The sequence below is a fragment of the Sinorhizobium mexicanum genome (genome assembly GCF_013488225.1).
Taxonomy (GTDB): Bacteria; Pseudomonadota; Alphaproteobacteria; order Rhizobiales; family Rhizobiaceae; genus Sinorhizobium; species Sinorhizobium mexicanum.
Genome location: NZ_CP041239.1, coordinates 198475 through 211656 on the forward strand (window position 1 = coordinate 198475; position 13182 = coordinate 211656).

General features: G+C 60.9%; 12 protein-coding genes. 2 read left to right on the top strand and 10 right to left on the bottom strand.

Translation table 11 applies throughout. The features are described 5' to 3' along the window. Nucleotide 1: 1 nt before the first annotated feature. Both FKV68_RS21020 and FKV68_RS21025 read right to left on the bottom strand, forming a co-directional pair. Nucleotides 2–1600 (bottom strand): ABC transporter substrate-binding protein, encoded by a 1599-nt coding sequence (locus FKV68_RS21020; protein ID WP_180941910.1) that lies wholly within the window; start codon nt 1598–1600, stop codon nt 2–4. A gap of 155 nt (nt 1601–1755) precedes the next feature. Continuing rightward, on the bottom strand, nt 1756–2304 hold the full coding sequence (locus FKV68_RS21025) for a hypothetical protein (RefSeq protein WP_180941911.1): 549 nt from the start codon (nt 2302–2304) through the stop codon (nt 1756–1758). Between the two features lie 138 nt (nt 2305–2442). Here FKV68_RS21025 and FKV68_RS21030 point away from each other — a divergent pair, with 138 nt between their 5' ends. Beyond that, nucleotides 2443–2661: a helix-turn-helix transcriptional regulator gene (locus tag FKV68_RS21030; protein ID WP_180941944.1), complete on the top strand. Its 219-nt coding sequence runs from the start codon at nt 2443–2445 to the stop codon at nt 2659–2661. A 668-nt stretch (nt 2662–3329) separates the two neighbouring features. Here FKV68_RS21030 and FKV68_RS21035 read toward each other — a convergent pair. From FKV68_RS21035 to FKV68_RS21065, 7 genes are all read right to left on the bottom strand, one after another. Next, nucleotides 3330–4163 (bottom strand): oxidoreductase, encoded by an 834-nt coding sequence (locus tag FKV68_RS21035; protein WP_180941912.1) that lies wholly within the window; start codon nt 4161–4163, stop codon nt 3330–3332. Between the two features lie 16 nt (nt 4164–4179). Next, nucleotides 4180–4716, bottom strand: a complete 537-nt coding sequence (locus tag FKV68_RS21040) for a nuclear transport factor 2 family protein (protein WP_180941913.1) — start codon at nt 4714–4716, stop codon at nt 4180–4182. Between the two features lie 68 nt (nt 4717–4784). Next, nucleotides 4785–5594 carry an SDR family oxidoreductase gene (locus FKV68_RS21045; RefSeq protein WP_180941914.1) on the bottom strand — a complete coding sequence of 270 codons (810 nt, stop codon included), beginning with the start codon at nt 5592–5594 and terminating at the stop codon, nt 4785–4787. 59 nt (nt 5595–5653) lie between these two features. Then, the gene (locus FKV68_RS21050; protein WP_180941915.1) at nt 5654–6055 is read right to left on the bottom strand and encodes a GlcG/HbpS family heme-binding protein; all 402 of its coding nucleotides are present in this window, start codon (nt 6053–6055) and stop codon (nt 5654–5656) included. 163 nt (nt 6056–6218) lie between these two features. Next, on the bottom strand, nt 6219–7100 hold the full coding sequence (locus FKV68_RS21055) for an AraC family transcriptional regulator (RefSeq protein WP_180941916.1): 882 nt from the start codon (nt 7098–7100) through the stop codon (nt 6219–6221). Between the two features lie 705 nt (nt 7101–7805). Further along, on the bottom strand, nt 7806–8948 hold the full coding sequence (locus FKV68_RS21060) for an MBL fold metallo-hydrolase (RefSeq protein ID WP_180941917.1): 1143 nt from the start codon (nt 8946–8948) through the stop codon (nt 7806–7808). Nucleotides 8949–9094: 146 nt separating this feature from the next. Beyond that, complete coding sequence (locus FKV68_RS21065) at nt 9095–10066, bottom strand: ABC transporter substrate-binding protein (RefSeq protein WP_245181764.1); 972 nt, start codon at nt 10064–10066, stop codon at nt 9095–9097. 863 nt (nt 10067–10929) lie between these two features. Between FKV68_RS21065 and FKV68_RS21070 the strand changes: the two genes are divergently transcribed. After that, nucleotides 10930–11898 (top strand): ABC transporter substrate-binding protein, encoded by a 969-nt coding sequence (locus FKV68_RS21070; protein WP_245181763.1) that lies wholly within the window; start codon nt 10930–10932, stop codon nt 11896–11898. Between the two features lie 136 nt (nt 11899–12034). Here FKV68_RS21070 and FKV68_RS21075 read toward each other — a convergent pair whose 3' ends face one another. Continuing rightward, nucleotides 12035–13180, bottom strand: a complete 1146-nt coding sequence (locus tag FKV68_RS21075; RefSeq protein ID WP_180941919.1) for a response regulator — start codon at nt 13178–13180, stop codon at nt 12035–12037. Between the last annotated feature and the right edge of the window lie 2 nt (nt 13181–13182).

A 13182-nucleotide genomic window follows, 5' to 3' on the forward strand; every position in this document is an offset into this window, starting at 1 on the left:
CTTACTCCATCGCCGCAAGCGTCTGCATCGCGGTCGTCCAGCCGCGGGGATGCATCACATAGGAGCCGATCCGCGGGCCGTAACCGACGATGTGATGAAAATGGTAGAGCGGTATGATCGGCTGGTCTGCCATCACGAGTTCCGTCGCTTGCGCCAGCGCCTGATTCCGGTCCGGCCCCACCTCAATGCTTTCCGCCTTTGCGAGCATCGCGTCGAAGCCTTCGTTGCGATACTTCCCGAAGTTCAGGGCACCGGTTCCGCGCTCGGGGTTGGGCGATGCCAGCAGGGTATGGAGGATGATGTCGGCCGCCTCGCCGGATGTGCCGCCGTACCAGACGGCGTAGTCGCCGGCGGCCCGTTTGGTATTGAAGACCGAGAACGGGGCGGCTGATGGCTGGGCGTTTACGCCAATGCGGGCCCAGCTTTGCGCGACGGCTTGGAGGCTCTCGGCGTCACCGGGGTAGCGTCCGGCAGGCCCGGCAAGAACGAGGTTGAATCCATCGGGGAAGCCGGCCTTCGAAAGAAGCGATTTTGCCTCGTCATAGTTGGGCGTCCCGGGCACCAGATTTGCCGAGGTGCCCGGAAGGCCGTTCGGAAAGACCTGAGCCGCGGCCGTGCCATAACCCGCGAGGATCTTGTCGACGAGAATGCCCCGATCCGTCGCCATCGCAAGTGCACGGCGAACCAGACGGTCTTTGAAAGGATTGCCGATCGGTTGGCCCGACTTGTCCGTCACGCCCGGAAGTGTCTCGCGCGACACGTCGAATTGCACGAAGTTGACGCGTGCCGCACCAACGCTCGCGATTCTGGCGCCGCGCTCTTTCAACGAGGCGACGTCGCGCGCCGGAATGGCATCCGCCACATCGACCTCTCCTGTGCTAAGCGCCGCAACCCGGGCGGCGGGGCTCTCGATGACCCGGAAAGCAACTTTCGACCAGGCGGGCTTGCCGCCCCAGTAGGCGTCGTTCCGTGCGAGTTCCAGGTTCTCGCCGGAACTCCAGCTCTCGAACCGATAAGGTCCGGTACCGACGGGAGAGCGACCGGCGTTGAGGTCCTCCGTCGTCTCGAATCCCTCAGAGGGCCGGTTCATCACAAAAATGGAGGAGAAGAATAGTGGCAGATTGGGGACGGCACCGTTGGTCTCGATGACGACGGTGAGGGGATCGGACGCCGAGACCGACTTGATGCCACTCACATAGGAGCGAAAGCCGCCGCTTGGTGGTTTGAGGAAATCGCGGATGCGCTCGATCGTGTAGACGACGTCGTCCGCGGTGAACGCTGAACCGTCATGAAAGCGGACGTTGTCGCGGAGCTTGAACTCCCATTGCGCGTCGGACAGTGGCCGCCAGGAGGTGGCAAGGCCGGGCTTCAACTCGAGATTTTCGTCCTGATAAACGAGGCGCTCGTAGATATGGGAGAGCAACGAAGTGTTTTCATTGAGGTTGGCGTATTGGGGATCGAGCGTCATCAGCTTGTACGACGTGGCGATACGCAACTCGCCTCGTTCCTGTGCCTGCGCAGAATCTGCGGCACCCCAGAACGAGGCTGAAATCAAGAATGTGGACAGCAGGCATGCGCGAAATGGGTTTCCCAGTTTCATTTGAAGTTCCTTTTTCTAAGTTCTTGGTAGAGTCGAAACGCCGCGGCGGAGTGGTCTCCGACGCGCGGCTTCCCAGATGAAATGCGTGCTATGGCGCGGTCGCGCGTGAGTGCGAGCCCGGAATCCTGCGTGCTCTACCGTTGCCTGTTCAGCCGCTAAACCTCGGATTGGATTTCGGGCGTCGACAGGCAATTCGGTCCGCTCGCGACTGAGGCGATATCGATCTTCAGAAGGTCGGCGATGACGAAGCGGATTTGCGGCCAAGGCTCCCCTTGGCTTGTGGGGGAGGGTTGCCATTTGGTAATGGCGGCATGGAGTTTGGCGGCAGCGCCTGCGGCCGACATCGCCGGTGTCTCCCACAAGGTTTCCGCGGCCTGCTCCTCCGCGATGGATGCACGGTCTTCAGCTTCGATGGCCTCGCTGTAGGTTCGCGAACCTGCGGCTTCCTCAAGCGGTGGTGGCAAAACAACCGGAAAGAGCGCTCTTTCGAGCCGCTGCTGGCGCAAGCTCGCTTCGCTTAAACATTGCCAGGTGTCGCACCATTGATGCCAAACCGCGAGCGCGGGATCGTCGTTGCACGCATCGGAAGGTAGGTTCTTCGTCGCGGCAAGTTCTTGATATGTGGGTAAAGATGCCGCCACGAAGGAATGAAAATCTCCCCGGGTGACCGTAGACAAAGTTCTGCTATTGTCGGAATCAGCCATGATCCGAGCTCCCTACAGCTTGGTTTGTGGTGAGATCGAGCAGGTGTTCCCGCACCTGTTCGATCGTCGGGTGCAATTGTTCCTACAAAATGTCGGAAGTCAATCAGAAAGTTTGCCTTGAATAACGATATTCTTACGATGGAGCAGTGCCGTGGGGCGCGAGCTATGTTGGGTTGGAGCCAAGCAGCGCTCGCCAAAGCGGCCAGCGTGTCTCGCCAGACTGTTGCGGATTTTGAACGGGGAGCCCACGTGCCCATTAGCAATAATCTTGCGAGCATCGTCGCTGCGTTCAAAAAGGCAGGAATCGAGTTCATCCCTGAAAATGGCGGCGGCGTAGGCGTTCGTTTCAAGAAGTAGTGGCAGGCTGGGCTACTCCGAACTGGTCACCGTTCTTCGCAGTCCCAGCACGCCGGCAGCACCCTAGGTGCCTTGATCAGCAAATTGGCTCCATCCGGCGCGCGGTTTTCCTGATCCGTCCGCCGGGCATATTTTGTCGTGCACAATTGCGTGAGTGGGCTATGAATTTCCATAGCCCCTGTCATCAATACCGCGTCTGTGAAGTCGAACGCTCAGACGCCGGGCCTCTTCTTGCACAAGTGAGGGGAGGCCCTTTTCAATTCGAACAAGATCGAGCGCTGCATGTGTCGGGTGCCGCTTGGAGTCAACTTGTGGTGAAAACCTGCTGCTTAGGACCCGCCACAGACTCCTGCTTTGGGTGGAGGGCGGAAGTTCACTGCGATGGCGATGAGCGTCTGCGGTGCGGACTACGCGGTCGTCGCCAAGCCGATTGCCGAATGACGTGTTCGGGGCCGATGGCCGACCGTCCGCTGCCAGGACACCCAACACGAAAAGCGGACATCTGAGCTCTTGCCGCCGAGGTCTGGCATTGGCCGATACTGTTCTCTAATGGGGCAAGGGCGGCGGCTCGGTTATGAGCGTGTCGACGTTTTCGTGAAATGCGCGGGTATCAAGCAGGATTGCGGAGCGGCCATGGACGATGTCCGTGACCGCTCCATCTTCGGTCGTCATGACTGTGCAATGTCAGTCGACGTCGAGACGGCCCTCCATTCGGTGAGGATGGCAGCATCGGCCGCGTGCTTCGCCTCAATGGCCATGACGGTGTCGCTGCCGAGCGGGAGGCGCACCGGTGGATTGGGAGCATCGGCAAATTCCACGATAACCCGCGCCAACTTGTCAGGATCGCCCGGCTGCGCGTGATTGAGGCTTGTTGCGCGCGTTCTAACAGTGCCCGCCGTTTCCGCATAGTCGGCGATCACGTTCGCGCTCACTGACAGCGAGCTGGAATCGAGGAAGTCCGTGCGGAAATACCCCGGCTCGATCACGGTCACATGGATCCCGAGCGGAGCGAGTTCGGCGTGCAGAGACTCCGACAGTCCTTCGACAGCGAATTTCGTGGAGCAGTAGACGCCGAACCCTGGGCCGCTGCGATATCCGCCGATGGACGAGATATTGAGAATGCGCCCCGAGCGCTGTGCCCGCATATGCGGCAGAACCGCCCGTGTCACCGCGAGAAGTCCGAAGACGTTTGTGCGATAGAGCCGCTCGACTTCCGCCGCGGTCGCTTCCTCGACAGCACCGAGCAGCCCGAAACCGGCATTGTTGAGCAGAACGTCAATCCGCCCGAAACGTTCGACGGCGGCATTGGCAGCGGCCTTCGCCTGCTCCCCATCAGTCACGTCGAGCACAATGGGGAGAAGATTGGGATGGTCACCCAGCCGTTCCGTCACCGTCCTGGGATTGCGTGCTGTCGCGACAACGTTGTCGCCCTGCGCGAGCGCGAGTTCGGCAATGCGCGCGCCAAACCCGCGCGATGCGCCAGTGATGAACCAGGTTTTCATGGATCTTTCCTTTCCGTCAGTTTGTCCCGGTCGCTGGTGCGACACGAGTCCAGAGTTCGTTGAATTCGATTGCGTCGAAGAAGGCTGATGCGCGGATGATCTGCCCGGCTCGCATGTCGAGGAACCAGGCATAGGTGTTGACGTAGGGCCTGCCATCACGGGCCACGCCTCGCGCGTCGAAGAAGGCGACGACCGTGTCGCCATCGGCGTAGAGGCTGCGGATCGTAGGCTTCAGGGGAGACTGCATCCGCGCGTTGAATGGCCGGATGACCTCGCGCATGAAATCCTCCTTGGTCGGATAGGTCTTCGAGGCGATCGAAAGACCCTCGATCGTCCAGCGTGCGTCGACGGCGAGCAGATCGTACGGACTGCCCGTGCCGGCGCGCCAGGCATCGAAACTCGACTGGATGGCCGCCTTGTTTCTGCCCTCTGTTTCCGATGACCCCTGCGCGTTCGCCTCGGGCTGGATCGCGACGAGCGCCAGTGCGGTTGCCGCGACGCCCAATGCCGCGCCAAATACCTGGCGGGTCCGGGATTTAAGGTTGGCAAGCATGGTGGGGTTCCTTTGAAGAGCACCGGAAGGGCGGCATCCCTTGTGGGTGCCGCCGGCCGAAGAAGGGGTCAGATTCGGTTTTCCCAGGCTTGGAGCTGGTGCTGCTTCAGCATATCCTCGATGACCTTCGGCACGACATTGCGGAACTTGCCTTCGTCGGACGGCACGATCTCGATCATGCGCTCGATCATCTCGGTCGGGTCCATCTTGCCCTCGGGCGTGGCGAAGAAGTCGTCGAAGCCCTTGCGCAATTCGGCACGCTTGGTGAAGTTGACCTCGTCATCGAGCCAGCGGAAAGGATTATCCGCCATCGTCTCGTTGTAGCCGGTGTAATAGGCACCCGGATTGATGGTCTGGACCTTGATCCCGTAGGCGGCCAGTTCCTGCTGCATCGCCTCTGCGAAGGCTTCCAGCGCATGCTTGGTCGAGACATAGGTGCCCCAGTTGGCCGGGGTGAACAGACCGCCCATGGACGAGGTGAAGACGACCTTGCCCTTTACGCCATCGCGCACCCAGCGCTGGACAACACCCTGCGTCAGTTGCAGCGGCAGGAAGACGTTGACCTCGTAGTTCTTGCGGACGAGATCGAGCGGGATCTCCCAGACCGGTCCGGCTTCGCCCATGCCGGCGTTGTTCCACAGGACATCGAAGTCCCACTTTTGTGCCTGCTTGATGTCATAGGGATCGGTGAGATCGAGCCGCTCGACGCGGATCTTGTCCGAGAGGCCGAGGGCGGCGACTTCCTCGCGCAGAGGCGTCACCTGCGAGGAGACGTGTGCGGTGGCGATGATGTTGTGGCCGTTCTTCGCCATGCCGATAGCAGCGGCCTTGCCGAAGCCAGAGCCAGCGCCGGTGATGAGGATGGTCTTGGTGGTCATGATAGGATTCCTTTCGAGGTTTCTAGGTGGATGTTCGTTGATGTGATGAGGATTGGAGGTCAGTTGCCGAGTGCTGCCGCGGCAGCTTCGGCGACGTCGAGGTCCTGAGCGACCGCGCCGCCCGAGATGCCGACCGCGCCGATCAACTTGCCCTCGGCGTTCCGGATCGGGATGCCGCCAGCGAAGACGACGAGGCCGCCGTTGCTGTTCTCAAGGCTGGGCGAGGTGCCGCCAGGCTTGCAGAACTCGCCGATGTCTTCGGTCCGCATGCCGAACAGGGCTGCGGTGCGGGCCTTGCCGATGGCGATGTCAATAGAGCCCAGAACCGCGCCGTCCATCCGGCTGAACGCCTTCAGCTGAGCTGCGGTATCGAACACCGCGATGTTCATGGAAACGCCGATCTGCGTGGCCCGAGCCTCGCTGGCGGCGATGACCGCGTGGGCCTGGTCGTTGGTTATCATTGTCGTGTCTCCTGCCTTTGAGCATCGAACCGGAAGCAATCTCCCGTTTCGATAAGACAGGTATAGACGGTCGCAGTGCGGGGTTATTTCCACTTCTTGCGGGGTGATGCGCAGATCTTGCGCTGTTGCAAATCCTGCGTCGCAGAGGCCTCGAAAAGCGTGATCAGCGTCGGTGCAGTTCCCGGTACTGGCCGGGGGTCACTCCGGTGACCTTGCGGAAGACGCGGATAAAGTTCGCCTGCGATCCGAAGCCGGTATCGAGTGCGATTTCGACCAGCGAGGAGTGATCGAGCGCCAGTTTTTCCCGCGCCGCCTGGACGCGGCGATCGGTGACATAGCGGTTCGGCGTCAGCCCGGTCGCGTCGCGGAAGAGACGCGAGAAGTGAAAGGGACTGAGGCAGGCTTCGGCGGCGAGATCGTCAAGCGAGATGTCAGCCCCGATCCGGGCCTCGATGAAATCCAGCACGCGCTTCAGCCGTTTCGGATCGAGCGACGGCGCTTTCGGCGGCGGCTGCCAGCGGTCGACTGCATAATTGCCCAGAAGATGCGCCGCCAGCGCGGTCTGCATGCCGTCGACGAACAATCGGTCGGTCGGCTGCATGCCCCGTCCAAGCAGGCTGCGAAACGCCGAGCCGATCTGGTGCAGCATGGGATCGGCAAGTCCGCCCGCATAGGCGAGTTCCGCTTTGGCCGGATCGATCTCGTAGTCCGCCAGCGCGCTCCGCTCGATCAACGTGGGCGGCAGATAGAGATGCAGGCATTCCATTGATCCGCTGAGCTCGATTTTGCTTTCCTCGGTCCCGATCGGGACGATCCAGCTCATTCCGGGCTGTGCAAGCACGTCCTGCGTCTGACCGTTACCGGTGCGGCTGACGCCTGCGCGACCGGAGAGCATCAGCACGACCTCCGTGCATTCAGGTGTGAGCGCGTTCTGCGGACCAGTCTTGAGGAGACGATGTTCGACACGCAAGCCGGGCCACTCGGCTGCATCGCTGAGGCGCTGGCTTGTCTGGTATTTCAGGTCCCCGTGCGCATGCAGCGTCATGATGTCGAACCTCCCGCACTTTCTAATGCGGCAACAATCAGAGCATTGCAAGATTACTGCCGCCTGGTGGAGAAGCACGAGGTTCCGGGCATCTCGACTGGATCCGGTCATCTTGGCATCTGGAGCGGGCTTGCGTTCGGCCAGGCATAGGTATCCGATCTCGATTTCAGGGTGAATCCCACCAGCATATTTCAGTCTCCGTCAGTTGGAGGTTGGAAGCTTCGACGAAGCACAGGGCGTATCGACGCTCGAGCGGCTCGGCGAAGATCGGTAGAAGACAAGCATTTACCAACTCGCCAGACAGTCAGGCCGAGGCCCGCGACCTGGAAAAGCTCCACCCATCCGGAAATCATTTCCGCTTTTTGGCCCTTTCCGGACGCGGCCGCTGGCGAAGCAGACCGACGGTTCTCGACCGAAACGGGGCCCCAGACAGTCGCCCAGGTTAACTGCGGCGAAGGCCGGCTCGGACGCCAATCCGGTCCTTCAAGTTGTCGCCGTCAGCGGCACAGGTGGGTGGAAAAGCGTCATTGCCAGCAGACAAGATCAATGGCACAAGCGCATCGGTTTCCGGATGTTCACGCCGCTTCTCCGCAGCGGTTGTCGGTGCGGCTACCAGGGTCTGGTCTTCACCGCCATCCAATTCCGTGTCCCAATATGCGCCGCGGCCATGCTTGGGCACGGGCGGACGGATTTGTCCGGCCAGCGCTAGGCATTGAAGACGAAGCGGGTTCCCGTGAACGACCGCAGCAACTTTTCTGGCATCTCAGCCTTAAATATCTCGTAGAACGGTTCGCCGGTACAATGCAGGGGGATCACGTAGTCTGGATCGATCTCCTTCAGAGCGGCAACGCTTTGGCGCACGTACTCCACCGGGTAGGGTGCAAGGTGGAAACCGCCAATCACAGCGTGGACCTTGCTGATGCCCGAGACCGCCTGGGCGCGCTTGATCGCATTGACGACCCCGCGATGACTGCACGAGGTCAACACGACTAGGCCGCGACCCCTCAGCTTGAAGCCAGTCGTCAGCTCGTGGCGGAACTGGTCGGGGATGACGCCCTGCTGACGCTCGGCTTCGCTGAACTGTTCCGGGTAGCACCCAATGCCGGTCTGCACGCCGATCTTCATGACGCTCGGCGACAGCACTCTTTCGAAACTCGCGAGGTTGATTTGACCAGTGGTAAAGGCTTGGTCGGCGACAAGCGTCGGCACTTCGGCGAAGATCACCGTCACGTCCGCCCCCGCAAGCGCTTTACGGTCGAGAGCGCCGAAATTGCCTTTCAAGGGTGGCGCGGTCCACGTGCGGGCACAGAAGCACTCTTCGCCGCCTACATAGAGCGGCAGTTTCGGTTTCAGCTTCCCCCTGTTCTGGTGCACGAAGCCGACCAGCCCGCCGAAGTGGTCGTAGTGGCCGTGGCTCAACGCCAGGGCGTCGAGAGCGGCAGGATCAACGCCTAACAGCTCTGAATTGTTGAGCAGGGTCTCGGACGTGAAGCCGAAGTCCACGAGCACGTTTCGGACTTCGCTACCGCGCTGCGATTCCGCGTGCAAAGACAGGCCGAATTCGCTGATGATCGCCTTCTGCGGCGGCTGATCGCTTAGAGGCCATCCAAAGCGCTGAATTTCGACGCTGTCGGCCTTCAGGCTCGGCGCGACCGCGATTTGGTAGCTGTCGACAACAACCCGGACCGCTACGCGGTCGACTTCCGGAATCGGGCCGTTGATTCCTTGCGCCCATGTTGGTCTCGCGTCGCCGAGCAATGAAACCAACAGCGCATTGAACATGACCGCGCCGCCACCGCAAACCACATCCCGCCGATGCACAATTGTGCCGTCCTGGTCGTTGGTCATCGCGCCAAACCCCCCTATGACTGCATCCGAAGAACGGTGTGCATCCAGGCGAATCAGGTCACGAGGAGCTCTCGACGCGTTAATCTGGGCAGGTATCGCTCCGGTACGCGAAATTCCGCGATAGGAAGGCGCGGGGGCTGCAGCGCTCACCCCTTCAACTCTCGCTTGAGCTCGTCAAGGAACCGCCAGTCAGTGCCCTCAGCGATGAGCCGCTTCGGCTCGGATTTGATCATGCCAGCCTCGTGCAGCCGGAGCGCGTAGAACCGCATCGTGTCCTCGGGGTCGTACTCGCGCCAAGCCCGGTACTGGATCTCACTGAGCGTCTGCAGCGCGTAGTCGAAACGAGAGAACCCCATGCCGGCAAGCTGCCGTGCGACGAGGCTCGGCTCCTCGGCGCAGTAATCAGCAGCCTTGAGGAGGGCGCGCAAATAGCGTTTGGTGGCGACGGGATGGCTCTGAACGAAATCCCTGCCGCCATAAAGCGCGCAGCAAAGATACTGTGACCATGGCTTGTCCCGGAGCGTGCTGATGATCACTCGACCGAGCTTGCGGGCTCTCAGCTCCTGAGGTTCCGGTGGGAATGCGAGGAAAGCATCGACCTTTTCCTCGGCGAAGAGCTTCATTGGGTTGCCCTCGGGGCTCGTGACCCAGGTGAAATCCCTTTGCGGGTCAAGCCCGACATACGCAGCCATGATCGCCAGATAGTGGTGCCCGTCAGAGTTCAGCTCCTGGATGGCGACACTCCTGCCGCGCAAGTCGCTAATGGTCCGGACAGGTTCATGAGCGAATAGTTCGTAGCAGCCAGAGTGGATACCGGCCAACGCTGTGATCGGCAAACCGCTGTCCAGGTAGTAAGCCAGCGTTCCCGCGAACGTGCTGGCGAAATGCACTTCGCCACGGGCCACGAGTTGTGGGACGGTAAAGGACTCGGAGGTCCGCACGTACTGGATTTCGTTGAACCCCTCCGCGCGTAGTAGTTCCCGGGCTACCAAAGTCGGCGCGAGGCAGATGTTCGAGTAATAGGCGAGCCGGATTGTCGTGGTCTCGGGCGGCCCCTCATCGGCGAAGCCCGGCCGGCCGATCAGCCCGACGGCAGCGGCGGCGGCCGCAGATGCCATGAAGCGCCGTCTATCTAATATGATACCCGACATTGTCCCCCCTTTCGTGTGGGGACAGACTCTGCGATTCTTTGGACGGCCCTCACAAGAACGCCCCTGCATTCGCCGGTCGCGTGCAAGAGACTTATCCGTGCACGCGACCTCAATTATTTAAGCACTTTCGTGGCCATTTTTGAAGACGTAAGCCTTGATTACTCACCGGCCATGGTCCACTTTCTGAGTTCGGACGAACGTTGCAAGTTACTGCGAACAGTCCTGCATGTTGCTTGGCAGTCAATCAAGAGCATGACTCCAACGATTTCTAAAAGTTATACGTGTACTTAATTTGAGAATGTACACTTAATTTGTTATGCGTACTTAACCTGAAAACGGCGGCTATGGCGGTTACATTCTGATCACGGCTTGCGCCATTGCTCTGAATGCTCGTCAATTGCATCACGCATCGCCACGGCCATCGAAAGAGCACTCTCGGTGTGGCCGGCGCCCGCCTTCGGTCCAACGGTGAACTCCGCGCGAGAGCGATCGGATCGTGTCCCGACAAGCGGGTGTAGGTCGGCGGTAGCGAGCCGCTCGCGGTGCGAGCGATCGCGCCTCCACCGCTCGCGAGCTATCTCGATGGCGCGGAGAGAGCGTTCTTTCGCTTCCGTGCACCGAGCCGCAGGCTTCAGCCTCGCGCGCCAATCCGCGGCACTATGTGTTATCATTCGCCATCCATTTAAACCGCTTGAGGCTGTACCCGTTCTGCAAGGTCAGAGGCGTCCATGGGTACGTTCTCGGTGCCACGTTGGCCAGCATTTGGAAGGGAGGGACCCATGCATACCCTATGCCCTGGACGGTTCAGCAGACGGAGGTTCCTGAGTGGGATGACGCTGGCGGGGACTGCGGGGCTCCTGGGCTGGTACCCCAGGCGAGCCGCTGCGGAGCCACCGCCTGAGACGACCCGGATCCGGCTCGTCAGGATCCCCAGCATCTGTCAGGCTCCCCAGTATGTAGCCGAAGAGCTGCTGCGCAGCGAAGGGTTCACCGATGTGCAGTACCTCCAAAGAGGGGGGACCGCAGACATCGCGCCGGCCCTCGCCTCCGGTGAAGCCGACATCAATGGGCATTTCGCCGCCCCGCTCCTTCTCCGCCTGGAGGCGGGGGATCCCATCGTCATCCTGGCAGGACTCCACGTCGGCTGCTTTGAGCTGTTCGGGACCGATCGCGTCCAGGCGATCCGCGACCTCAAGGGCAAGACCGTGGCCGTACCAACGCTGGATTCCAGCCGTTTCGTCTTTCTCGCCACCATCACGGCTTATGTGGGCCTGGACCTCCACAAGGACATACACTTCGTCACGTATCCGGGACCCGAGTCCATCCGGCTCCTAAGTGAGGGGAAGATCGATGCCTACCTAGGCTTTCCCCCCGAACCGCAGGAGATGCGGGAGCAGCGGATCGGCCATGTGGTGATTAGCAGCATCGTGGACCGACCCTGGTCGCAATACTTCTGCTGCATGATGGCTGGGAACCGGGAGTTCGTCCGCACGAATCCGGTGGCCACCAAACGCGCCCTCCGCGCCATCTTGAAAGCGGCGGATTTCTGCGCCAGCGAGCCCGAGCAATCCGCGCAGTTCATGGTGGACCAGGGCTATACTGAGCGCTATGACCATGCCCTCCAGGTCGTGAAGGCGCTTCCCTATCAGTGGCGTGAGTATAGCGCTGAGGACACCCTGCGCTTCTACGCCCTGCGCCTCCACGAAGTCGGGATGCTCAAGAGCACACCCCAGAAGCTCCTGGCTGAGGGCACCGACTGGCGTTTCCTCAACGAACTGAAGAGGGAGTTGAAGGGATAGGAGTTCGTCGTGCTCTGCCGCCAGGTGGGCCTCCTTGCCGGCGGCACTGCCGAAGGCACGACCGCAGCTACCAGCCATTGGTCGTTCGATCTGACTTATGCCGCGATAGGTGAGCGGCCTGGGCTCATGATCGTCATCATGACGGTCCAAGCCACCGGACAATTTCGTAAGCTGGCATCGGGCGGTGGAAGCCCTTCAGGGTCAAGTCGCCAACAGGACTGGATTCGACCAATGGCTCGACGGCGCCGAAGACGCGTTGGCTGACGAGAATCTGACGAGGTTTGGCCTCCTCGCACAGTCGGGCCGCATGGTTCGGGACGGAACCGATGACCGCATAATCCGAGCGCTGGTCGAAGCCAATCTTTCCGATGGTTGCATGACCCCGCGCAATGCCGATTCCGAAACCGAGCAAATAGCCCCGCTTGCGCCATCGCTCTGAATGCTCGTCAATTGCGTCACGCATCGCCACGGCCATTGAAACAGCTCTCTCGGTATGGCCGGCGCAGGGCAGGGGGTCGTTGAAAATCACAACGATGCCATCGCCCACGAACCGCTCCAACGTCCCTCCGTGGCGGGTGATTTGTTCACCGAGACAGGAATGGTACTCGCCAAGAACGGTCATCACCTCTTCAGGCTCGGCAGTCTCGGCAAATGCTGTAAAGCCGCGCAGATCGCAGAAAACGACCGTAACCTCGCGGCGGTGGCTTTGGAGGAGCGCGTCGCCATTGCCGGCCGCAACAATGAGATCGGCAACCTGAGCAGGCAGATACCGTCGGAGCCGAGCCATCCGCTCGATCTCAGTGACCTGCTCCGCCACTTTCTGTTCAAGGGATTGGTTCCATGCTGCCAATTGGGTCGCCTGGTCTTGAAGGCTCCGCGCCTGGGCTTCGACGGTGTCGTGAAGCGCCTTCTGCCGCAGCATCGATCGGACGCGCGCCAGCAGCGCCTTGTGCTCGAACGGCTTGGTCAGATAGTCGTCGCCGCCAGCGTCCAACCCCTCGACGACATCTCGCGTATCGGCTTTCGCAGTCACGAGAATGACCGGGATCGATCGCAGCGAAATGTCCTGCTTGAGCAGGCGCACGACGCTGATGCCGTCCAGCTTCGGCATCATGATGTCGAGAAGGATGAGATCAGGCTTGAGGTCGCGTGCTTTTGCAAGACCCTCTTCGCCGTCCGCGGCGGTCACCACTTCATAGCCATTCGCCTCGAGGCGCATGCGCAGGATTTCGAGATTTTCCGGCGTGTCGTCGACGGCGAGAATGCGGGGCGGATCGTGCATGG